This is a genomic window from Klebsiella sp. MISC125 (assembly GCF_051131775.1).
Classification (GTDB): domain Bacteria; phylum Pseudomonadota; class Gammaproteobacteria; order Enterobacterales; family Enterobacteriaceae; genus Klebsiella.
The window spans coordinates 2,551,723-2,573,470 of record NZ_CP180448.1 but is presented as its reverse complement, the minus strand read 5'-3'; the positions used below and the strand labels follow the sequence as shown (position 1 = coordinate 2,573,470).

Annotated in this window: 18 protein-coding genes; 5 read left to right on the top strand and 13 right to left on the bottom strand. The window is 50.4% G+C overall.

The window, feature by feature from the left end:
• Nucleotides 1-2: 2 nt before the first annotated feature.
• A complete protein-coding gene (locus tag ACMYSL_RS12120) occupies nucleotides 3-1,400 on the bottom strand; it encodes an MFS transporter (protein WP_434663051.1) in 1,398 nt (465 codons plus the stop codon).
• 238 nt (nucleotides 1,401-1,638) lie between these two features.
• The gene (gene ppsA, locus ACMYSL_RS12115; RefSeq protein ID WP_182239389.1) at nucleotides 1,639-4,017 is read right to left on the bottom strand and encodes a phosphoenolpyruvate synthase; all 2,379 of its coding nucleotides are present in this window, start codon (nucleotides 4,015-4,017) and stop codon (nucleotides 1,639-1,641) included.
• A gap of 342 nt (nucleotides 4,018-4,359) precedes the next feature.
• Between ppsA and ppsR the strand changes: the two genes are divergently transcribed.
• The 3 genes from ppsR to hemP all read left to right on the top strand — a co-directional run bounded on the left by ppsR (nucleotide 4,360) and on the right by hemP (nucleotide 6,737).
• Nucleotides 4,360-5,193, top strand: a complete 834-nt coding sequence (gene ppsR, locus ACMYSL_RS12110; RefSeq protein WP_110275732.1) for a posphoenolpyruvate synthetase regulatory kinase/phosphorylase PpsR — start codon at nucleotides 4,360-4,362, stop codon at nucleotides 5,191-5,193.
• Nucleotides 5,194-5,347: 154 nt separating this feature from the next.
• The gene (gene aroH / locus ACMYSL_RS12105) at nucleotides 5,348-6,394 is read left to right on the top strand and encodes a 3-deoxy-7-phosphoheptulonate synthase AroH (RefSeq protein ID WP_304259750.1); all 1,047 of its coding nucleotides are present in this window, start codon (nucleotides 5,348-5,350) and stop codon (nucleotides 6,392-6,394) included.
• A gap of 163 nt (nucleotides 6,395-6,557) precedes the next feature.
• On the top strand, nucleotides 6,558-6,737 hold the full coding sequence (gene hemP / locus ACMYSL_RS12100) for a hemin uptake protein HemP (protein ID WP_181485900.1): 180 nt from the start codon (nucleotides 6,558-6,560) through the stop codon (nucleotides 6,735-6,737).
• A 35-nt stretch (nucleotides 6,738-6,772) separates the two neighbouring features.
• Here the strand turns inward: hemP and selO are convergent, their stop codons facing one another.
• From selO to ACMYSL_RS12080, 4 genes are all read right to left on the bottom strand, one after another.
• Complete coding sequence (gene selO / locus ACMYSL_RS12095) at nucleotides 6,773-8,215, bottom strand: protein adenylyltransferase SelO (protein ID WP_434663048.1); 1,443 nt, start codon at nucleotides 8,213-8,215, stop codon at nucleotides 6,773-6,775.
• 114 nt (nucleotides 8,216-8,329) lie between these two features.
• Nucleotides 8,330-8,794 carry an NlpC/P60 family protein gene (locus tag ACMYSL_RS12090; protein WP_112213414.1) on the bottom strand — a complete coding sequence of 155 codons (465 nt, stop codon included), beginning with the start codon at nucleotides 8,792-8,794 and terminating at the stop codon, nucleotides 8,330-8,332.
• Nucleotides 8,795-8,875: 81 nt separating this feature from the next.
• Nucleotides 8,876-9,625, bottom strand: a complete 750-nt coding sequence (gene btuD, locus ACMYSL_RS12085) for a vitamin B12 ABC transporter ATP-binding protein BtuD (protein WP_182239397.1) — start codon at nucleotides 9,623-9,625, stop codon at nucleotides 8,876-8,878.
• Nucleotides 9,625-10,176, bottom strand: a complete 552-nt coding sequence (locus tag ACMYSL_RS12080) for a glutathione peroxidase (RefSeq protein ID WP_182239399.1) — start codon at nucleotides 10,174-10,176, stop codon at nucleotides 9,625-9,627. The genes btuD and ACMYSL_RS12080 overlap by 1 nt, the downstream gene beginning before the upstream one ends.
• 223 nt (nucleotides 10,177-10,399) lie before the next feature.
• Here ACMYSL_RS12080 and ACMYSL_RS12075 point away from each other — a divergent pair, with 223 nt between their 5' ends.
• The gene (locus ACMYSL_RS12075) at nucleotides 10,400-11,200 is read left to right on the top strand and encodes a MetQ/NlpA family ABC transporter substrate-binding protein (protein ID WP_434663046.1); all 801 of its coding nucleotides are present in this window, start codon (nucleotides 10,400-10,402) and stop codon (nucleotides 11,198-11,200) included.
• A gap of 49 nt (nucleotides 11,201-11,249) precedes the next feature.
• On the opposite strand, the gene btuC is transcribed toward ACMYSL_RS12075, so the two are convergent.
• The 4 genes from btuC to ACMYSL_RS12055 all read right to left on the bottom strand — a co-directional run bounded on the left by btuC (nucleotide 11,250) and on the right by ACMYSL_RS12055 (nucleotide 16,592).
• Entirely contained in the window at nucleotides 11,250-12,236 is a 987-nt protein-coding gene (gene btuC / locus ACMYSL_RS12070) for a vitamin B12 ABC transporter permease BtuC (protein ID WP_434663043.1), read from the bottom strand.
• Nucleotides 12,237-12,388: 152 nt separating this feature from the next.
• Complete coding sequence (locus tag ACMYSL_RS12065) at nucleotides 12,389-13,990, bottom strand: glycoside hydrolase family 43 protein (RefSeq protein WP_434663041.1); 1,602 nt, start codon at nucleotides 13,988-13,990, stop codon at nucleotides 12,389-12,391.
• A 33-nt stretch (nucleotides 13,991-14,023) separates the two neighbouring features.
• A complete protein-coding gene (locus ACMYSL_RS12060) occupies nucleotides 14,024-15,379 on the bottom strand; it encodes a glycoside-pentoside-hexuronide (GPH):cation symporter (protein ID WP_434663038.1) in 1,356 nt (451 codons plus the stop codon).
• A gap of 316 nt (nucleotides 15,380-15,695) precedes the next feature.
• Entirely contained in the window at nucleotides 15,696-16,592 is an 897-nt protein-coding gene (locus ACMYSL_RS12055; RefSeq protein WP_434663036.1) for a helix-turn-helix domain-containing protein, read from the bottom strand.
• 227 nt (nucleotides 16,593-16,819) lie between these two features.
• On the opposite strand from ACMYSL_RS12055, the gene ACMYSL_RS12050 reads away from it, so the two are divergent.
• Nucleotides 16,820-17,845 carry a zinc-dependent alcohol dehydrogenase gene (locus ACMYSL_RS12050; RefSeq protein ID WP_434663033.1) on the top strand — a complete coding sequence of 342 codons (1,026 nt, stop codon included), beginning with the start codon at nucleotides 16,820-16,822 and terminating at the stop codon, nucleotides 17,843-17,845.
• A gap of 86 nt (nucleotides 17,846-17,931) precedes the next feature.
• On the opposite strand, the gene ihfA is transcribed toward ACMYSL_RS12050, so the two are convergent.
• From ihfA to pheS, 3 genes are read right to left on the bottom strand one after another with little or no spacing between them, the layout of a single operon-like run.
• The gene (gene ihfA, locus ACMYSL_RS12045) at nucleotides 17,932-18,231 is read right to left on the bottom strand and encodes an integration host factor subunit alpha (RefSeq protein ID WP_004102960.1); all 300 of its coding nucleotides are present in this window, start codon (nucleotides 18,229-18,231) and stop codon (nucleotides 17,932-17,934) included.
• Nucleotides 18,232-18,235: 4 nt separating this feature from the next.
• Entirely contained in the window at nucleotides 18,236-20,623 is a 2,388-nt protein-coding gene (gene pheT / locus ACMYSL_RS12040; protein WP_434663030.1) for a phenylalanine--tRNA ligase subunit beta, read from the bottom strand.
• Between the two features lie 15 nt (nucleotides 20,624-20,638).
• Complete coding sequence (gene pheS / locus ACMYSL_RS12035) at nucleotides 20,639-21,622, bottom strand: phenylalanine--tRNA ligase subunit alpha (protein ID WP_181485890.1); 984 nt, start codon at nucleotides 21,620-21,622, stop codon at nucleotides 20,639-20,641.
• Nucleotides 21,623-21,748: the final 126 nt, after the last annotated feature.

Sequence of the window (21,748 nt, the reverse complement as noted above, 5' to 3'; positions counted from 1 at the left end):
TATTACTCCTGTAGGGCTGAATTCAGCGTCGGCTGCGCTGTTTCTTGCGCGTGCGCTTCACGTTTATGGGCCAGTTCACGGGCGATGCTGTCTGCCGTACGGCTGTTGAGTTTGTAGAGCATCAGCAGAAGCGCCATGGCGATAAACAGTACCGATGGCACCAGAGTGAAAAGCGCATTGATGGTGTTTAACACCGTGGTGGATTGATTGAGCGCATTGGGGGCATAGTTCACCATTCCCAGCACCCAGCCGACGACGGCACCGCCAAGCGCGAGGCCGAATTTAATGGCGAATAGCGCGGTAGAAAACACCAGACCATCGAGACGTCGTCCACTGCGATGTTCTTCGTAATCCACCACATCAGAGAACATAGTCCATTGCAGCGGCGTGGTGAGATTTTGAATAAAGCCAAAGATGACGTTGAGGCTCAATATTAACCACAATTGATTGGCGGGAATAAAGAAAATAGCCGCTGCAAAAACAACGTAAGTAATAATTGTCCACTGATAGGAACGTACGCGGTCAAATTTCCCGAGCAGGCGCGCAGATAATAATGCGCCGAGCAGCGCCGCAATCATCCCGGTAACGATAAATGTGAAGACCATATCCGGGCGCTGCATCACATATTTGACGTAATACATGGTTGCCGAGCCGCGCGTCACCACCGCGGTAAGTAATAAAATATTGAAGATAAAAACGATGCGCCACTGACTATTTCCCGCTAACAGCTTAAGGTCTTTTAATAACGAACCTGAGCTGTCGCCCTGCGGGGTATATCGCTCCCGGGTCAGGAAAAAACAGCTAAAGAAAAGCACGATGCCGAGGATACCCATCAGGCTCATGGCATAAAAATAGCCTTTTTGCGCATCACCCTGTCCCAGATGGGCGACCAGCGGCAGCGCAATCACGGTGACAATCAGCCCGCCAATAAACGACAGCGCAAAGCGCCACGACTGGAGCGAGTGACGCTCGTGCGGGTCCATCGTTAACGCGCCGGGCATAGCGCAATAAGGCACGTTAATCGCCGAATAGATAAAGCTTAAAATAGCGTAAGTGACACAGGCGTAAACGATTTTTGCCGTTGGTCCAACATCAGGAACGTAGAAAGTAATAATACAACTCACGCCAAACGGAATGGCGAACCACAATAGCCAGGGGCGAAACCGCCCGTGCCGGGTACGGGTTCTGTCGACCAGGGCGCCAATACAGGGATCGACCACCGCATCAATAACCCTGACGACCAAAAACATCGTCCCCATGATTGCGGCAGGTAAACCAAAAACATCAGTGTAGAAATAAGCCAGAAAAAGCGTGGCCGTTTGCCACACCAGCGCGCTGGCCATATCGCCAAGACCATAACCTATTTTATCTTTTGTAGTGAGTACCGAGGAAAGTGTCATTATTATTATCCTGTACACAATAGAAGAGGTATTTCAGGAAGTGGTTATCATGATTTTTGATAACGTTGTGTCAGTATTAGTAATAAACAGAGAAGGGACAATTGTAGAAATTAACTGTCGGATTACGGTATTTTGTTTTTTTCGTTTTATGTGACTGAGCGCAAATAAGCGGTGCGGGTGAGCGAAAACAAAAAAATCCCCGCCATTACTGACGGGGATGACATATTTTAGCGAAAATTTACTTATTCAGTTCAGCCAGGCCAAGCCAGGTTTGCACCACGGTATCTGGGTTCAGAGACAGGCTATCAATCCCCTCTTCCATCAGCCACGCGGCAAAATCTTCGTGGTCAGACGGGCCCTGCCCGCAGATACCCACGTATTTGCCCTGCTTCTTCGCCGCGCGAATCGCCATCGACAGCAGCGCTTTCACCGCTTCGTTACGCTCATCGAACAGCTCAGAGACCACACCGGAGTCACGGTCCAGACCCAGCGCCAGCTGCGTCATATCGTTGGAACCGATAGAGAAACCGTCGAAGTATTCGAGGAACTGGTCAGCCAGCAGCGCATTTGATGGGATTTCACACATCATAATCAGCTTCAGGCCATTTTCGCCGCGCTTGAGGCCCTGGCGTTCCAGCTCTTCAACCACTGCTTTCGCCTGCGCCACGGTGCGGACAAACGGCACCATGATTTCGACGTTAGTCAGGCCCATATCGTTACGAACGCGTTTTACCGCGTCACACTCCAGCGCAAAGCAGTCGCGGAAGCTTTCGGAAACGTAACGACCGGCTCCACGGAAGCCCAGCATCGGGTTCTCTTCTTCCGGCTCATAACGCTCACCGCCGACCAGGTTGGCGTATTCGTTAGATTTAAAGTCGGAGAGACGCACAATCACTCGTTTCGGGTAGAATGCCGCGCCAAGCGTCGAGATCCCCTCAGTCAGACGACCAACGTAGAACTCTTTCGGCGAGTCGTAGCCTTTCATTAGCTCGCGGATTTCGTTCTGCAAAGCTGGTTCCTGATCGTCAAACTCCAGCAACGCACGCGGGTGCACACCAATCATACGGTTGATGATGAATTCCAGACGCGCCAGGCCCACGCCTTCATTCGGCAAGCAAGCGAAGTCGAAGGCCCTGTCCGGGTTGCCGACGTTCATCATGATCTTCAGCGGCAGATCCGGCATTTCGCCAACGCTGGAGCTCTTAATGCTGAAGTCGAGGATTTCGGCATAGACGTAGCCAGTATCGCCTTCCGCACAGGAAACAGTGACGTTCTGGTTTTCCTCAATGCGATCGGTCGCATCGCCGCAGCCCACTACCGCCGGGATCCCCAGCTCACGGGCGATAATCGCCGCGTGACAAGTACGCCCGCCACGGTTGGTGACGATCGCCGCCGCTTTCTTCATGATCGGCTCCCAATCCGGGTCGGTCATGTCGGTGACCAGCACGTCACCAGGCTCAATGCGGTTCATTTCACTGATATCGTGAATAACTTTTACTGGACCCGCACCAATACGGTGGCCGATGGCACGCCCTTCGGAAACAATCTGCCCCTGTGCATGGAGGGTATAACGCTCCATCACCTGGCCGCGCGAACGCACGGTTTCCGGTCGGGCCTGCACGATAAACAGCTTACCGGTGTGGCCATCTTTCGCCCATTCGATATCCATCGGACGGTTGTAGTGTTTCTCGATCTGCACCGCTTGTTTCGCCAGCTCCTGCACTTCCTCGTCGGTTAACGAGAAAACGTCGCGCTGCGCCTGCGGAACATCTTCAATACGCACCTGTTTCCCGTGTTCCTGGGTCGGGGCGTAAATCATGCGGATCTTTTTCGACCCCATGGTGCGACGCACAATGGCCGGGCGACCCGCTTCCAGCGTCGGCTTATGCACATAGAATTCATCCGGGTTCACCGCGCCCTGCACGACCATTTCGCCGAGGCCCCAGGCGGAGGTGATAAACACCACCTGATCAAAGCCGGACTCGGTATCAATGGAGAACATCACGCCGGATGAGGCGAGATCGGAGCGCACCATTCTCTGCACCCCGGCGGAGAGCGCCACGCCGCGGTGATCGTAACCCTGATGCACGCGGTAGGAGATTGCGCGATCGTTAAACAGCGAAGCAAAGACGTGCTTCACCGCGACGAGCACGGCGTCAAAGCCCTGCACGTTGAGGAATGTCTCTTGCTGCCCGGCGAAGGAGGCATCCGGCATATCTTCAGCGGTCGCGGAGGAGCGAACGGCAAAAGAAGCCTCAGCGTCATCAGCGGACAGCTGGGTATAGGCATCGCGAATCGCATTTTCCAGTTCACTCTGGAACGGCGTATCAATGATCCATTGACGGATCTGTGCGCCCGCTTTCGCTAATGCGGAAACGTCGTCAATGTCGGTTTCATCCAGCAGTGCGTAAATGCGCTGGTTAACACCGCTTTGGTCCAGGAACTGATCAAAAGCATCAGCGGTGGTGGCAAACCCGTTCGGTACGGAAACACCCATACCAGAAAGATTCGTAATCATTTCACCCAGGGAGGCATTTTTGCCTCCAACCCTGTCTACATCATTCATGCCGAGTTGGTTATACCAAAGCACCAGCGGTGACGAGCCATTGTTGGACATCGAGACAATCCTTTTGTGATTTAATACCAGTGATAAATAATTCACGATCGACTACGGGATTTATCCTGACATATTTACGCGGCTTAAAAAAACGGTGAATCGTTCAAGCAAATTATTTTTTCGTTTTTAGGATTCTTTTCCGGATATAGCTAACCTAATGATTCTTCAATAATCTGGTGGATTTTGATACAAAAGATACGCAGTTGCGAAAAATGAACAGGGCTTTTCATTAAAAATAAAAATAGCGTTTCACTTTTTAAATATGAGACAAAGCCTGGAGCGATATGCTTAAATTTAATATCAGCTTTCAGCTAATTAAACTCTTTATACCGGATGGTCAAAATGGAAAGTGCTGTAGATCGCCACGTGTTTTATATTTCCGACGGTACCGCCATTACGGCAGAAGTGCTGGGTCATGCGGTCATGTCGCAATTCCCGGTCGCCATTAGCAGCGTGACCCTGCCGTTTGTCGAAAATATCAGCCGCGCGCGCGCCGTGAAGGAGCAAATTGACGCGATTTTTCAACAAACCGGTATCCGTCCGCTGGTGTTCTACTCCATCGTTATTCCGGAAATTCGCGACATCATCATGCAAAGTGAAGGATTTTGTCAGGACATCGTTCAGGCGCTGGTGGCCCCGCTGCAGCAGGAATTACGTCTCGACCCGTCGCCGATCGCTCATCGCACCCATGGTTTAACGCCGGGTAATCTGAATAAGTACGATGCGCGTATCGCCGCTATCGATTACACCCTTGCGCACGATGACGGGATTTCACTGCGCAACCTCGACCAGGCTCAGGTGATCCTTCTTGGCGTTTCGCGCTGTGGGAAAACGCCCACCAGCCTGTATCTGGCGATGCAATACGGTATTCGCGCCGCCAACTACCCGTTTATCGCCGATGATATGGACAATCTGATTCTTCCCGCATCGTTAAAACCGCTACAGCACAAACTATTCGGCCTAACTATCAATCCAGAACGTCTGGCGGCTATCCGTGAAGAGCGACGGGAAAATAGCCGCTATGCTTCCATGCGCCAGTGTCGGATGGAAGTAACCGAAGTTGAAGCGCTGTATCGCAAAAACAAGATACCTTGCCTGAACAGTACCAATTACTCCGTGGAAGAAATCGCCACTAAAATCATGGACATTATGGGGCTAAGCCGCAGAATGTACTAACAAGCTAGTACATTATCAAAAATTTGTTTATGCTATCACCCGTGGCCCATACAGGATCATGCCCTGCTCTTGCAATAAGCAGGGATTGGTTTATCGTGATGCGCATCACTTCCCGGCATTTTCGCCGCGGAAGAAACAGATTTTTGAGACCCCAATGAATAAAACAGACGAATTGCGTACCGCGCGCATTGAAAGCCTGGTAACGCCCGCGGAACTGGCGCAACGGCACCCTGTGTCTGCCGATGTTGCAGCACACGTCTCCGCTTCACGCCGCCGAATCGAGAGGATCCTCAACGGTGAAGATCGCCGCCTGCTGGTGGTGATTGGCCCATGTTCCATTCACGATACTGATGCGGCGATGGAGTATGCGCACCGCCTGCAAGGAATGCGCGAACGTTACCAGCCACAGCTGGAAATCGTGATGCGCACCTACTTTGAAAAACCGCGCACGGTGGTTGGCTGGAAGGGGTTGATTTCCGATCCTGACCTGAACGGCAGCTATCGGGTCAATCATGGCCTTGAGCTGGCCCGCAGCCTGCTGTTGCAGGTGAACGAGCTGGGCGTGCCGACCGCCACCGAATTTCTCGATATGGTGACCGGGCAGTTTATTGCCGACCTGATTAGCTGGGGCGCTATCGGCGCGCGCACCACCGAGAGCCAAATTCACCGCGAAATGGCCTCGGCGCTCTCCTGCCCGGTAGGATTTAAGAACGGTACCGATGGCAATACGCGTATTGCCGTTGACGCCATTCGCGCTTCCCGCGCCAGTCATATGTTCCTGTCGCCAGATAAACAGGGGCAGATGACCATCTACCAGACCAGCGGCAATCCTTATGGTCATATCATTATGCGTGGCGGGAAACAGCCTAACTACCACGCCGCCGATATCGCCGCTGCCGGGGATGTGCTGGCAGAATTCAGTTTGCCGCAGCAGTTGGTGGTTGATTTTAGCCACGGGAATTGCCAGAAACAGCATCGCCGTCAGTTGGACGTCTGCGCCGACATCTGCCAGCAGATCCGCGCGGGATCAACAGCCATCGCCGGGATCATGGCCGAAAGCTTCCTTCAGGAAGGCACGCAGAAGGTTATCCCCGGCCAGCCGCTGACCAGGGGACAATCGATTACCGACCCTTGCCTGAGCTGGGAAGATAGCGAACGTCTGCTTGCGGAACTAGCCGCAGCAACCGCAACCCGCCTTTAGCCCTTCTCCCTACCACATTCGTGGTGGGGATATTTTCTAAGCCCCCGACAACAAACCTGCCAAATATGGTATTCCTGTAAAAAATACTTGCCGTGAAAATCAACATTATTGATAATGATAATCATTGTTGCTTTGATTTTTATTTTTGAGTGCTATGACGCGTATGGATAACACTGCCACAGCAGAAAAAACAAAAGACAATGCCCCTTACCCCGTTTCCACGGACAGGCAGATAAACAGCCAAACGTTATTAGGTAGCGAAGGACGGGTGGTTATCGAACACGGCGGTCAGCGTTATTTACTGCGCCAGACCAATGCGGGCAAGCTGATCCTGACCAAATAATTATCCCCGCCGATGACGGCAGGGATAACGATTTACTAGCTGGAACAGCTCACTTCAAGACGCCTCCCCCAGTCTGGCGGACGGTTAATATAATCATCCGTTCGATCAGCAAAGGGCTGAGATAATGCGTTATGCAGACGTTCCAGCTCGCTCATGTCACCCTGCTCCGCTTGTTCTATCGCGCGCTGTGCCAGCCAGTTACGCAGTACAATTGCCGGGTTTACGCTGTTCATATGCGCCTGCCGCTGTGCATCCTCAATCTGCTCATCGCGCAGACGCGCACGATAGTCGGTAAACCAGCTATCAAAAGCGGTACGGTCGATAAACTCATCGCGTAGCGGCGAGGCAGCGCTAGCCTGTTCGCTCACACTCAGCATACGGAAGGTTCGGGTATAGTCGCTACCCTCACGCTCCATCAGCGCAAACAGTCCATCAACCAGCTCGTTATCGCCTTTTTGCTGGGTAAACAGCCCCAGCTTATCGCGCATACGGCGACCGTACGCCGTCAGCAGTGCGTGCTGGTAACCATCCAGCACGGTATTTAATGCCTCAGCGCTGATGAAAGGTGACAGCGTTTGCGCCAGCCGTTGCAGATTCCATAGCCCCACCGCTGGCTGATTATCAAAGCTATAGCGCCCCTGATAATCAGAATGATTGCAGATAAAGCCCGGCTGGAAGTCATCAAGAAAACCGTATGGCCCGTAGTCCATCGTCAGCCCCAGAATCGACATATTATCGGTATTCATCACCCCGTGGGCGAAGCCGACAGTTTGCCAGTTAGCGATCATTTCCGCTGTTCGCGTGACAACGTCACTAACCCATAAAACATACTTATCGGCTTCGTCTTGCAGATGCGGCCAGTAATGGCGAATCGCAAAGTCTGCAAGTAGCTGAACTTTTTGCGGCTCACGGCGATAGTAAAAGTGCTCAAAATGGCCAAAACGCAGATGGCTTTCCGCGATGCGCATCAGCATCGCACCCTGTTCAACGGTTTCCCGATACACCGGCGTGTCGCTGGTCACTATTGCCAGCGCACGAGTGGTGGGAATGCCCAGCGCATGCATCGCTTCCGAGGCCAGGCCTTCGCGAATCGTCGAGCGCAATACCGCCCGCCCGTCGCCCATTCGCGAATAGGGAGTGAGTCCGGCACCTTTCAAATGCCAGTCAAAGCGTCGACCATCGGAGAGTTGCTGTTCGCCAAGCAAAATCCCGCGCCCATCACCAAGCTGTCCGGCCCAGGAACCGAACTGATGACCGCTGTAAACCTGCGCCAGCGGCGACATCCCCGGCAGCAGGGTTTCGCCACCCCATACGCCAGCGCCCCGATCTGGTTTGAATAACGAATCAGGAATGCCCAGCGTTCGCGCCAGTGATGCGTTGTGCCAGACAAGCCGCGCATTCTCCAGCGGAGTCGGTGTTAATGCAGTATAAAAATCCGGCAGTTCATCACGCCAGTGGGTAGTAAAAGACAGGGCCATAGTACCTCCTGTCTCCAGTGTAGTGCTTTCAACAAATTATTAACACGGAGGGATTTCAGGGGTATTGCGATGAAAAAGGGAAACTGGCGCTTCCCTTTGGCTAATTGACCAACGTTAAATCCTTCGCGCCTGCCAGAATTTCTTATGCCAGTACACGTTATCCAGTGATGAACGCGTCACGCCCTGGCTGGTTGAGGCGTGGATAAACTGATTATCCGTGTCATAAATACCGACGTGCAAGCCGCTCTCTCCGGAGCCCGTCTTGAAAAAGACCAGATCGCCGGGCAGCAATTCGCTCTTATCAATCTTAGTGCCTATTTCCGCCTGTTCGCGGGTTTCGCGCGGCAACTGCAACGCGAATTTATCGCGAAAAGTCATCAGCACAAAACCGGAGCAATCAACACCGCGCGGCGACATTCCGCCATAACGATACGGCGCTCCCCGCCAGTTTCTTAACTGCTCATTGAGGTTGGCGACAACGGTAATAGAATCTGCAAGCCGCGGATTTGGCGGCGGCGCCCGATGGCTACTACAACCCGCCAGAAATAGCGCTACAAACAACACGAACCAGAAACGCATCTCAGACGATTCCTCTGTTCCCTATCTTATTGTCAGAATAATTTAGCTTGTTTAGCAATTCGCTGGCAAGGCTACTGCGTGCTACTGTGACGCAACGAGCATAAGATGACCCGCCACCTCCACTCTTTGAAACGCCATCGCATAGGCGGCGGTTAAATTCTCTTCGCTCAGCACCTCGGATGTGCTGCCGCAGGCGATAGTTTCCCCCTGACGGATAAGCCAGGAGCTCTGGGCATGGCGGAGGGTATGATTGAGGTCGTGACTGCTCATGACGATCGCAATACCTGAAGCACAAAGTTCACTTAATACCCGATCGAGCGCGGCCTGCTGCGCCACGTCGAGGCTATTCATCGGTTCATCCAACAGTAACAGCTGTCCGGCAGGATTGGCCTGGCGATGGATTTGCAATATTACCGCCGCCAGACGCACACGCTGCCACTCTCCGCCCGAAATATGATTCACCTGGCGTCCGAGCTTATCGCTCAGACCCAGTTTTTCTGCGATGGTCTTCAGGAGCGCGTTTTGCGTCTCGTTTTGCAGATGCAGCGACAGATAGTGCCAGACCGGCATCGCGAAGGGCGGCATCTGGTGCTGGCTGAGATAGGCACGATGACGCGCCAGTTCCTGCGCTGGCCAGTCGTTCAGCGGGCGCTCATTGAGCGTCACCTGCCCGGGGCCAGTGGTGAGACCCGCCATTCGCGCCAGCAGCGTGCTTTTTCCCGCGCCGTTTGGCCCCACCAGGTGAATAATCTCTCCGGGTCGGACATCCGCGGTAAATGGCGCCAGCCGCCCCGCCTCCTCTACATCCTGTAGCTGCATCAAAAACGGCATTATTTGGCTAAAGCTCCTTTAATCGCGGCCACCAGCTGCGGGGAGTCCGGCGTCATATCTGGTGAGAAACGGCCGATAACCTGACCGTCGCGACCAATCAGGAATTTTTCAAAGTTCCACAGGATGTCATCTACATACAGCGGCGCCCGGCCTTTACTGGCCATTCGCTCATAGAAACCGCTGCCTTCCGGTGCGATGGCTTGCGGGGCGGCATCGACCAGCTTCTGATACAAAGGCGCACGATGTTCGCCGTTGACGTCAATCTTGCTGAACATCGGGAAAGTGACGCCGTAAGTGGTGCTACAGAACGTTTTAATCTCTTCTTCGCTGCCCGGCTCTTGCCCCAGGAATTGGTTACATGGAAAGCCCAGCACGCTAAAACCTTCGCTTTCGAGATCTTTTTGCAAAGTTTCCAGCTGCTCATATTGCGGCGTCAGGCCACATTTTGACGCAACGTTGACGATCAGCAGCACTTTGCCTGCATAAGGCGCAAGCGTTGTTTTCTCACCATCAATGGTGGTGACTTCAGTATTGAGAATATCGTGTTGCATAGCCTTCCCTCAGTGAATTAAACCGGTTTCTGCGTGGTGATCCCTATCTACTGTAGCGGATTCAGACCGCGTCATTCTACTTTGAATCGCCCTGGAGTGTCTCTTGATGTAACAGCCCTGACAACATGAATTCATCTCAACAAGGAGACAGAGCAATTCAGTGTACAGTGATAAATGGATGTAATAGTATTTCGTTAATTGTTAATTTGAGAGAGTTTTATTGATGAAAAAGATGTTTAGCACGGCGTTAATTGCCGCCTCCGTGGCGCTACTCTCGGCCTGTTCGCCAGATGAAGATAATATAGTTAAAGTGGCGATTAACACCGGTCCGGATGAGGCTATCTGGAAAGTGGTTGAGCAAGTCGCAAAAGACAAATACAACCTTGATGTTGAGGTTATCTCGTTTAATGATTACGTCCTGCCTAACGAAGCCTTAAACAATAAAGATGTCGATGCTAACGCTTTCCAGACGCTGCCTTATCTGGAGGCGCAGTCAAAAGAGCGCGGCTACAAGTTTGCGATTGTCGGTAAAACTTTTGTCTTCCCGATTGCCGCTTACTCAAAGAAAATCAAGAACATCAACGAACTGCCTAACGGCGCAACGGTGTCAATTTCTAACGAAACCACCACTCTGGGCCGCAGCCTGCTGCTGCTCCAGGCGCAAGGCTTAATCAAGCTGAAAGACGGTGTCGGTTACCTGCCAACGGCTCTGGATATTATCGATAATCCAAAACAGCTGAAAATTGTCGAGGTTGATACGCCGCAACTAACCCGTACGTTGGATGACCCGAACGTTGCGCTGTCGATTATTAATACCAACTTCTCTGCGCAGGCTGGTTTATCCGCCGCCCGCGATGGTTTATTTATGGAAGGCCCGGACTCTCCGTACGTCAACGCCATTGTTTCGCGCGAAGATAATAAAGACAGCAAAAAGGTTCAGGAGCTGAAAGAAGCCTTCCAGACCAAAGAAGTCGCAGATAAGGCAGCGGAAGTCTACAAGGGCGATGCCATTAAAGGCTGGTAATATTCTCGACTTAATGCAGGCGCTGTGGCAATACAGCGCCTGTATTGCCCTACTGCGGGCGGCCTGATTTTAACAATAACCAGATAAATACCGGCGCGCCCAGCGTCGCGGTGACCACGCCGATGGGCAGTTCCGCCGCCGACAGCGCCAGACGTGCGACAATATCCGCCCCCAGTAATGCGCTGGCTCCGGCTAACATACAGGCCGGAAGCAAAACACGATGATCGCTTAAACCGCATAAACGCAGAATGTGCGGAATGACCAGGCCAATAAAACCAATCGCCCCGGCCAGCGCTACGCTAACCCCCACCAGCCAGCCGGTAGCCACCACCAACACTTTGCGCCATAGCCACAGCGGCAATCCCAGTTGTCGCGCGGACACCTCGCCCAGCGCCAGCAGATTGAGCGGTTGCGATTGCAAGCACACCCAGCCCAGCACCGGCAACAGCGCCAGCATTAGCCACAACTGCTGCCAGTCAACGCCGCCAAAGCCGCCCATCATCCAATACATCAACTGACGAAGATCGAAAGAGGTAGAAAAATAGACAGCCCAGGTCATCAGTGCACTACAGATGATACCTAGCGCGACACCCGCCAACAGCAACCGACTGGTGGACAAGTGCCGCCTGGCGAAGCGCAGCAAAATAAAGGTGATGGCCAGCGCGCCAAGAATCGCGCATAGCCCCAACACCCAACCAGGAAGCAACCCTTTCCCCAGCAGCACAGCGGCAATCAGGCCAACCCCAGCCCCATTGGATACGCCCAGCAGCCCCGGCTCCGCTAGCGGGTTTTCAAACAGCGCCTGCATTATCGCCCCCGAAAGCGCCAGCGCAGCCCCTACCAGCAGGACGGCAAGGGTTCGCGGCAGGCGAATTTGCCAGATAAACAACTCACCTTTGGCGCTGAACCATTCGGCAGGACCGATCCATTGATCGCCAGCACATAGACTAACGGACGACGTCACCAGCAGCAGCAAGGTTAATGCGATAAGCCAACGCCGACTGCGGCGCTGTTGAATTTGAGCAAAGGTCAGCATAGGTTCCGTAACACAGGAGAGAGATGTGGTTGATTTTACGGTGGACATTCATCAGAGAAAAGAGAAACGGCCCTAAACCCGAAATTAGTTTCAGTGAAAAGTCCAGCTGGCTGCATCTACTGCAGTCTCAGCTGGATAAACTATTCAGGCTATTAATCGCTAAGCGGGGTACAGGAAAAATAGTCAAAATCAGCGCAAATTTTCTCGCCAGTAAAATCCTGACAACACATTCCAATAAATGCGCCGGTAAAACGCTCGATCATCCTCTCTTTAAAATATTCATCGGAGAGCTTGCTGTACTCCACGTAATCCCCCACCGGGAACCACGTTTTTTCATCCAGCGAATAGTAAAACCAGGCCGCATCGCCTTTTACGCAAACCTTAAGATAAACATAGCCTTCACGGGCAATTTTAATTCCATCACCAGTTAACATACTGAAGTTATTGAGGTCGTTAACCATCAGATTAACGGTTCGTTCTCCATTGTCATTACAGGATATATTCAAATAGATAAAGTTGGTGGTGTCGTAAAAACAAACTAAGCCCGCCATCTGGTGAAATGAGCGTGGATTAAAGTCGACGCAGGTCTGGGCGGTGAACATATAGTCAGTCTGTCGTCTCGCTAACAAGCTCTGATAATGGTGTGAACTCAACGACTCGCGTCCGCGTAACCTGAGCCAGCCTTTTCTCTCTTTGAGCGTACACATATCTTCATTCAGCGGAATTCGTAACGACTGATAATGCAAAGGAAGCTCAGGTAAATCAAAATCATCCCTTGCAGGTTGCTCGTCCCATGCGCGTTCATTGAGGTTTGTCTGTACCTCAATTTCCGGCGTCGTCTTGCCGTTCGCCAGTCTTAACCAACCCTCATCATTCCAGTAGACTCGCTGAATGGCCGTTTCCCGCCCCATCGGGCTACGCCCTTTTGACGGTAGAGGTCTTCCACAAAGATGCACAATAAACCATTCGCCGATACTGTTTTCAAAAAGATCCGCGTGCCCCACTCGCTGCAGAGACAAACGGCAATCGTAACGCGAAGTCATCATCTGACCAATTGGGTCAGTTTCATATGGCCCAAAAAGATCACGTGAACGCGCCAGGGTAACACCGTGATCATAGAATGTGCCGCCTTCCGCCGTCAGTAGGTAAAACCAACCGTTAGCTTCGTAGATATGCGGCCCTTCTGTGATGCCCAAGGTCGTACCCGAGTATATTTTCCGGCATTCGCCAACAAGCCGGTGTTCCTCGGCGTCATACTGCTGAATGATAATTCCATTCCACTTTGGAAAATTGGGCCTACCGCCGTCCATATGGCTCATCTCCATGCTCACCAGCCATTTTGTACCGTCGCTGTGGTGGAAGAGAGATGGGTCGATTCCGCGGCTGTGGAGTGAATGAGGTTCAGACCACGCCCCCTCAATATTTTCCGTAGTCACAATATAGTTATTTGGATCCCAGAAACGCCCGGCTACATTTTTCACATCAGTGAAAATTAGATAAAAGCGTCCATTATGATGGCTCAGACAAGGAGCATACACACCACCGGAATCCGGGTTACCAAGCATATCCAACTGCGATTTTCGGTTCAATGGATATGAGACCAGCTTCCAGTTTTTAAGGTCATAGGATTTATAAATACAAACGCCAGGGAACCATTCAAATGTTGAGGTGGCGATATAATATGCCTCACCGACTCTAATAATTGAAGGATCTGGATTAAACCCGGGGATAATGGGATTCGTAATAACGGTCATGCATAACTCCTTGTGATATTTCTTGTAAACCCATTAATGACTGATTTGTTCATTTTCCGTAGAAAGCATTGCCACAGTATTGTTATCAGCATCGGTATTGCGGTATTTTTTCAGAATTAATATTAAGCTTAGAACCATTACCGCAGGGATAATGGTAAAAAGCAGACGCACAACCAGGATCGCTGAATCCGTTTGGACCGGTGCATTGCCAACATAACCACCTAATGTCAACAACCAGCCAATGATCGCACCTCCAACAGCAATACCAATTTTGATGGCAAAAATATTGGTAGAAAAGACCAGGCCGCTAAGGGATTTACCCGCTTTCTTTTCCAGATTATCAATAATGTCGCTTAACAAACTCCACTGCAAAGGCGAAGCGCTGGCATCAAGAAAGTGAACCGCAGCGATCATTATGCAGGCCACGATGACATAATTAGCGGGGATAAAGAAAAGCATAGCCATGATAAAGGCCTGCATTATGATTGTTACCTTGTAGGCCGCTAGCCGTTCAAATTTACCATACAGAATGGAGGTAAACATGGAGCCAATAAATTTTACGCCTAAAATTGTTGATAGCACAATACTGACTAAATCCGGACGCAGTAAATAGTAATTCACAAAATATATTGCGCCACCGGTTTTAAGAATTGCGGCAATTAGGTTAACGACGTTAAGGCTAAAGATACAACGCCAGTTCACGTCTTTAATCAGAATATTCAATTCGTTATAAATTCCACTAAATTTCTGGTTTTGATCAACTTCCTTAATGTAGCGTTCCTTCGTCATAGCAAAGCACAGGAGGAACAGAATAGTGCTCAAACCGCCCATGAGTACCATGCCATAAAAGTAGCCTTTCTGCAGATTACCATCGCCCAGCACCTTGGTCAGTGATAACGCAACGGAGGAGACGATAATCCCGCCAAGGGCCGCAAAGGCAAATCGATACGACTGCATAGACACACGTTCTTTCGCATCATTGGAGATGTTATTAATCATCGCGCAGTAAGGGATATTCACTAGAGAATAAAAAAGAGACAATATGGTATATGATATATAGGCATAAATAATTTTACCGATTTCACCAAGATCCGGCGTGTAAAATGTCAAAGCACCAAAAATTCCGAAAGGCAATGAAAACCACAGCAAGTACGGCCTGAACTGACCGAATTTCGTTCGCGTATGGTCAGCTAAATAGCCGACATAAACATCAGCAAACGCATCGAAAACCCGAACAAGGAGAAACATCGTTCCCATATGAAACGCGCTCAGTCCATATACATCTGTATAGAAATAGGCCATAAACAACATGATAGTTTGCCAGATGATATTCGATGCCCCATCACCCAATCCATAGCCAACTTTTTCTTTAAATCCTATTTTATTCATAGAGACACCTTTATTTACACGAGACATTAGAAATATTGTAATAACAAGCAATTATTCTCGTAATAAAAGTAGACTTAGATGCATTTGAAAAATATATTCTTTAAGTGGCTTTATATAATTTTTTTGCGCATACAGAGAAACATCGATCACACTTAGAAAAAAACATCCCATAAGCCGTATCTTATAACCCAGGCTGATAATTCCTTCTGTATCATTGAAAGCTTTTATCCTAACCCGATCGCCTTGTACTCATTTGCATTATTCTTTCACCTCACCACAATACCTAAACCATTAATGTGAAAGCACTGCCGCTCATTCAGCTTAGTGCATCATAGCTTGTTGATAGTTGCCTCGAAGTTCGACTGTTAATCCTGAATCTCTTGGGCGTCACACCAACAATTTTCTTAAACTGGAAGCAATAGTAAGCGCTATCCGTAAATTCACATTGATATGCTATCTCCGTAATATTTAACTCAGTATTTGTTAAGAGACTGGCAGACATAGCAATTTTCTTCCTTACCAGATACTCTTTAAAACTGACCTGCATAATCTTTTTGAACGTTCTTGAGAAGTGGCTGGGCGATAGACCAACGGACGCCGACGCCTCATCCAAAGTCATGTTGAAGGACGTCCTGGTTTCCATTTCGATGATAAAATTGATAATATTTTCGAAAGATGTGCCATTTTCACTTTCTGCCGACACCAGCTCTGCATGAGAAGCGTGGCTAAGCACTGTATTTAATAGCAGAATCATCACCGGGTTGACGTCTTGAACTGAATGAGGCGCTTCGTGTATCTCAGCAAACCATTTAAAAATAAACTGTAATCGTTCAGCTTCCCGCTCGTTAAGCTGTATCACAACGCCAACCTGCGATCCTATCATTGGGAAAGGATACTTTAATTTACTTAGTATGGCATTATCATACTGTAATAAAAAACGCTCATGATCGGCAGTAAAATTCAGTTCCATATCATGCAACATCAGTGGACTAACGTAAACTAACGTATTATTTTTAATGGCAAATTTTTCATTACCAAGGCTGTAACTACCCTGAGCTTTGTGGAACCACATAACCTCATGTTCAAGATGCATATGGGGTTGTATATATACCCCTTCGTCCGGTACCCCCTCTCGCGCACGAAGCATGTAATCCACGCCTGGCTTGGTGTCTATTTTTTCAAAAAAGTGATCTGCATTCCACATGGTGAGCATAAAAATTATATAAACCCCGCTAAAAACTACATTATCAAGCAACGTATGGGTTAAAAATTATATTGAAGAGTAAAGTAGTTTTATCGCGATGTATATAGCAATGTGTATTGAGAATGTTTGGCTTGTCAGCGATAAATAATTGAGCGCTATGAAATTCTTTATCTTCGCCCGCAAAAGTTAGTGGGCATTATTCATATTTGAAACATCAATTAAATTAAGGATAATCTATGCTACAGCAAGTCATGACTAAGCCTAAACATATTGAATTTAGAAAGATCGCCATGCCAAAAGCCCAAAAAGGACAAATCCTTGTTAAAGTAATGAATATTGGTATCTGTGGCTCAGATATTCACGTTTATCACGGACAGCACCCTTTCACGACATATCCGGTGACTCAAGGACATGAAGTCTCTGCACAAATTATGGCGCTGGGCGAAGGTGTATCCGGGTTTGAGGTTGGCGCAAAAGTCACGATTCAGCCACAAATCGTTTGCGGTGAATGCTATCCATGCCGACACGGGAAATATAACCTCTGCGAAGAACTTAAAGTGATGGGATTTCAGTCAACCGGAACCGCCTCTGAGTACTTTATCGTAGACGCGGGGAAAGTCACGCTGCTGCCAGAGGAGATGAGTTACGAAGAAGGTGCCATGATTGAACCGCTGGCTGTGGCGGTCCATGCCATCCGACAGGCTGGAGATATACGCGGCAAAAAGATTGCAGTCATTGGAGCCGGTCCTATTGGTAATCTGGTTGCACAGACGGCGTTTGGCATGGGCGCAGCAGCCGTTATGCTCACCGACATTAGCGACCTACGGCTTGAAAAAGCCAAAGAATGCGGAATTGTTGACGTCGTTAACACCAAAAACAACGACTTTGGCGAATCGATGCTGCAGATATTTGGGCCAGACAAGGCCGATGTCATCTACGAGTGTGCAGGCACCAATATCACCATAGGACAGGCAATAAAAAACGCCAGAAAAGGCAGTACAATCATTCTTGTTGCGGTGTTCTCTGGCCCCGCGCAGGTCGATTTGGCAATCCTGAATGACCATGAACTGGACCTGAATACATCGATGATGTACCGGAATGAGGATTATGTAGAAGCTATTCGTCTGGTTAACGAAGGTAAAGTAAAACTAAACCCATTGATAACCAAAAAATTTGCTTTTAGAGATTACGGGGAAGCTTATCAATACATCGACAGCAACCGTGAAACGACAATGAAAGTCATCATTGATGTTCAGGAATAACATCATCACTACGCCTACCACACGATGGCTCACTCTCGCGCTAGCAAGAAAAAAGGCCGCATAGCGGCCTTTTTAGTTAGTTCAGATTATTTGTCTCTGGGTGACGCATTTTCGACACGGCTTTTAAGTTTCTGACCGGGTCTGAAAGTCACCACTCGCCGGGCTGTAATAGGAATATCTTCACCCGTTTTCGGGTTACGGCCCGGGCGTTGGTTCTTATCACGCAAATCGAAGTTGCCAAACCCCGAGAGTTTTACCTGCTCTCCGTTTTCCAGAGCACGGCGAACCTCTTCGAAAAACAACTCTACCAGCTCTTTGGCATCCCGCTTGCTAAGCCCAAGCTTATCAAACAGATATTCTGACATTTCAGCTTTTGTAAGCGCCATAGGTTCAATCCCTCAATGATGCCTGGAATCGCTCTTTCAATGCCTCTACACATTTGGCGACGGTAGCGGCAATCTCCTCTTCTTCGAGTGTACGGCTGGTATCCTGAAGGATTAGACTAATCGCAAGGCTCTTAAAGCCTTCCGACACGCCTTTACCGCGGTACACGTCAAATAAGTTTACGCCAACTACCTGATTTACGCCAACTTTCTTACATTCGGCTAAAACATCGGCTGCTGGTACGTTTTCCGCAACAACAACAGCGATATCACGACGGTTAGCCGGGAAGCGAGAAATTTCGCGCGCCTGAGGCACCACGCGGTCTGCGAGCTTGTTCCACTCCAGTTCGAAGACCAAAGTGCGACCGTTCAGATCCAGTTTACGTTCCAGCTCCGGGTGAACAACCCCAATGAAACCAATACGTTCACCTTTCAGATAAATCGCTGCGGACTGCCCCGGATGAAGCGCAGTATTGGCTTCGATACGGAATTCGATGTCAGATAATTTACCAGTCAGGTCAAGAACTGACTCAAGGTCGCCTTTTAAATCATAGAAGTCGACGCTTTCTTTTGCCTGGTTCCAGTGCTCTTCATAACGGTTGCCGCAAATAACACCTGCCAGCATTACGTCCTGACGAATCCCCAACGGAGCCTGAGTATCAGGTACAAAACGTAAACCGCTTTCAAAGATGCGTACACGGCTCTGCTGACGGTTTTGGTTGTACACCACCGTACCCAGAAGGCCAGTCCACAATGACAGGCGCATCGCCGACATTTCACTGGAGATCGGGCTCGGCAGAATCAGCGCCTCTTCACCAGCGTGAATCAATTGCTGCACTTTTGGGTCGACGAAGCTATAGGTAATAACTTCCTGGTAGCCCTTGTCATTGAGCAACATTTTCACGCGCTTAAGCGACAGATCCGCCTCGCGGTGGGTGCCCATGATCAGGCCTGCCTGGACCGGCTCATCAGGAATATTGTTATAGCCATAAACGCGAGCGACTTCTTCGACCAGGTCCTCTTCGATCTCCATGTCGAAACGCCAGCTCGGTGCAACGGCTCTCCACTCGTCCTGACCTTCTGTCACTTCGCAGCCCAGACGACGAAGAATATCGCTCACCTGCGCATCATCAACGTGATGGCCAATCAGACGATCCAGTTTGCTGCGACGAAGCGTAATAGTGGCAGGTTTCGGCAGCGTCGCTTCATTGGTAACATCAATGATCGGACCCGCTTCACCACCGCAGATATCCATCAGCAGACGGGTCGCACGTTCTATTGCCTTATACTGCAGCGCAGAATCCACACCACGCTCATAGCGGTGAGATGCATCGGTATGCAGGCCATGGCGACGCGCGCGACCGGTAATAGAGAGCGGGCTGAAGAAGGCACACTCCAGCAAAACGTTTTGCGTTTCGTCATTCACGCCAGAGTGTTCACCACCGAAAATGCCGCCCATTGCCAGCGCTTTCTGATGGTCAGCGATAACCAGAGTATCGGTATCCAGCTTCGCTTCAGAGCCATCCAGAAGAACCAGCGTCTCCCCTTCATGCGCCATACGTACGACAATCCCACCTTCAATGCGGTCTTTGTCGAATGCATGCATCGGCTGACCCAGTTCAAGCAGCACATAGTTGGTGACGTCAACCACAGCATCGATAGAGCGGATACCGCAGCGGCGCAGCTTTTCCTTCATCCACAACGGAGTCGGTGCTTTAACATTGATGCCTTTCACTACGCGGCCCAGATAGCGCGGGCATGCATCCGGCGCATCAACCTGAATGGGCAAAACATCATCAACAGTCGCCGCAACCGGAGTGATTTCCGGAGCATTCAGCGGAGCTTTGTTGAGCACGGCCACATCGCGAGCAACACCAATAATACCCAGGCAGTCGGCACGGTTCGGCGTAACGCTGATTTCGATGGTGTTATCGTCCAGCTTCAGGTATTCACGGATGTCGGTACCCAGCGGCGCATCAGCAGGCAATTCGATAATGCCGCTATGATCGTCGGAAATACCCAGCTCGGAGAAAGAACACAGCATACCTTCAGAAGGCTCGCCGCGCAGTTTCGCCGCTTTAATTTTAAAATCACCCGGCAGTACGGCGCCGATGGTTGCAACCGCAACCTTCAGACCCTGACGACAGTTCGGCGCACCGCAGACGATGTCCAGCAGACGTTCGCCGCCAACGTTGATTTTCGTTACGCGCAGTTTGTCAGCATTAGGGTGCTGAGCGCATTCAACCACTTCACCCACGACAACGCCGTTGAAGCTTCCCGCGACCGGCTCAACACCGTCAACTTCGAGGCCTGCCATGGTTATCTGGTCCGACAGCGCTTCGCTGTCGATGGCCGGGTTAACCCACTCGCGTAACCACAGTTCACTGAATTTCATTGTTCTGTCCTGCCCTTATTTAAACTGTTTGAGGAAACGCAGATCGTTTTCGAAGAATGCGCGTAAGTCGGTTACGCCGTAGCGCAGCATAGTCAGACGCTCCATACCCATACCGAAGGCAAAGCCGGAATAGATTTCCGGATCAATGCCAACGTTGCGCAGTACGTTCGGGTGCACCATGCCGCAGCCGAGCACTTCCAGCCATTTACCATTTTTCCCCATGACGTCAACTTCAGCTGAAGGCTCTGTGAACGGGAAGTAGGACGGACGAAAACGAATCTGCAAATCTTCTTCAAAGAAGTTACGCAGGAAATCGTGGAGCGTTCCCTTCAGGTTGGTGAAGCTGATGTTAGTGTCAACAATCAGGCCTTCCATCTGGTGGAACATTGGGGTGTGAGTCTGATCGTAGTCGTTACGATATACGCGCCCTGGCGCAATGATGCGGATTGGCGGCTGCTGATTCGCCATGGTGCGAATCTGCACGCCTGAAGTTTGAGTACGCAGGAGGCGCGTAGCATCAAACCAGAAAGTGTCGTGGTCAGCACGCGCCGGATGGTGGCCAGGAATATTCAGCGCATCGAAGTTATGGTAGTCATCTTCGATTTCCGGACCGGTCGCGACGGTAAAGCCGAGCTCACCGAAGAAACTTTCAATACGGTCGATGGTACGGGTAACCGGGTGCAGGCCACCGTTCTCGATACGACGCCCCGGCAGAGAGACATCAATGGTCTCCGCGGCCAGACGCGCGTTAAGCGCAGCGCCTTCGAGGTCAGCTTTACGCGCGTTAAGCGCCTGCTGGACCTGCTCTTTGGCTTCGTTGATAACCGCACCGGCTGCCGGGCGCTCTTCAGCAGGCAGCTCACGCAGGGTCGTCATCTGAAGGGTCAATTGCCCTTTCTTACCCAAATATTCCACGCGGACGTTGTCCAGCGCAGCAACATCTGATGCCTCGTTAATGGCTGCCTTCGCACTGGCAACCAGCTCTGCGAGATGTGACATGGTTTTCCTCATTATGTCGGTGCAGACACCGGTTATGGTTATTATTTTGCTCTCACTATTTCGAGTGACAGGTAGTGGGTAAATCCGTATCTACCGCAGATTGCTCCAGTTGGATCGCACGAGTTA

What these genes read in the sequence shown, in the direction of transcription:
- ACMYSL_RS12120 (WP_434663051.1), bottom strand. Translation starts at nt 1,400, where the DNA reads ATGACACTTTCCTCGGTACTCACTACAAAAGATAAAATAGGTTATGGT.
- ppsA (WP_182239389.1), bottom strand. Translation starts at nt 4,017, where the DNA reads ATGTCCAACAATGGCTCGTCACCGCTGGTGCTTTGGTATAACCAACTC.
- ppsR (WP_110275732.1), top strand. Translation starts at nt 4,360, where the DNA reads ATGGAAAGTGCTGTAGATCGCCACGTGTTTTATATTTCCGACGGTACC.
- aroH (WP_304259750.1), top strand. Translation starts at nt 5,348, where the DNA reads ATGAATAAAACAGACGAATTGCGTACCGCGCGCATTGAAAGCCTGGTA.
- hemP (WP_181485900.1), top strand. Translation starts at nt 6,558, where the DNA reads ATGGATAACACTGCCACAGCAGAAAAAACAAAAGACAATGCCCCTTAC.
- selO (WP_434663048.1), bottom strand. Translation starts at nt 8,215, where the DNA reads ATGGCCCTGTCTTTTACTACCCACTGGCGTGATGAACTGCCGGATTTT.
- ACMYSL_RS12090 (WP_112213414.1), bottom strand. Translation starts at nt 8,794, where the DNA reads ATGCGTTTCTGGTTCGTGTTGTTTGTAGCGCTATTTCTGGCGGGTTGT.
- btuD (WP_182239397.1), bottom strand. Translation starts at nt 9,625, where the DNA reads ATGCCGTTTTTGATGCAGCTACAGGATGTAGAGGAGGCGGGGCGGCTG.
- ACMYSL_RS12080 (WP_182239399.1), bottom strand. Translation starts at nt 10,176, where the DNA reads ATGCAACACGATATTCTCAATACTGAAGTCACCACCATTGATGGTGAG.
- ACMYSL_RS12075 (WP_434663046.1), top strand. Translation starts at nt 10,400, where the DNA reads ATGAAAAAGATGTTTAGCACGGCGTTAATTGCCGCCTCCGTGGCGCTA.
- btuC (WP_434663043.1), bottom strand. Translation starts at nt 12,236, where the DNA reads ATGCTGACCTTTGCTCAAATTCAACAGCGCCGCAGTCGGCGTTGGCTT.
- ACMYSL_RS12065 (WP_434663041.1), bottom strand. Translation starts at nt 13,990, where the DNA reads ATGACCGTTATTACGAATCCCATTATCCCCGGGTTTAATCCAGATCCT.
- ACMYSL_RS12060 (WP_434663038.1), bottom strand. Translation starts at nt 15,379, where the DNA reads ATGAATAAAATAGGATTTAAAGAAAAAGTTGGCTATGGATTGGGTGAT.
- ACMYSL_RS12055 (WP_434663036.1), bottom strand. Translation starts at nt 16,592, where the DNA reads ATGCTCACCATGTGGAATGCAGATCACTTTTTTGAAAAAATAGACACC.
- ACMYSL_RS12050 (WP_434663033.1), top strand. Translation starts at nt 16,820, where the DNA reads ATGCTACAGCAAGTCATGACTAAGCCTAAACATATTGAATTTAGAAAG.
- ihfA (WP_004102960.1), bottom strand. Translation starts at nt 18,231, where the DNA reads ATGGCGCTTACAAAAGCTGAAATGTCAGAATATCTGTTTGATAAGCTT.
- pheT (WP_434663030.1), bottom strand. Translation starts at nt 20,623, where the DNA reads ATGAAATTCAGTGAACTGTGGTTACGCGAGTGGGTTAACCCGGCCATC.
- pheS (WP_181485890.1), bottom strand. Translation starts at nt 21,622, where the DNA reads ATGTCACATCTCGCAGAGCTGGTTGCCAGTGCGAAGGCAGCCATTAAC.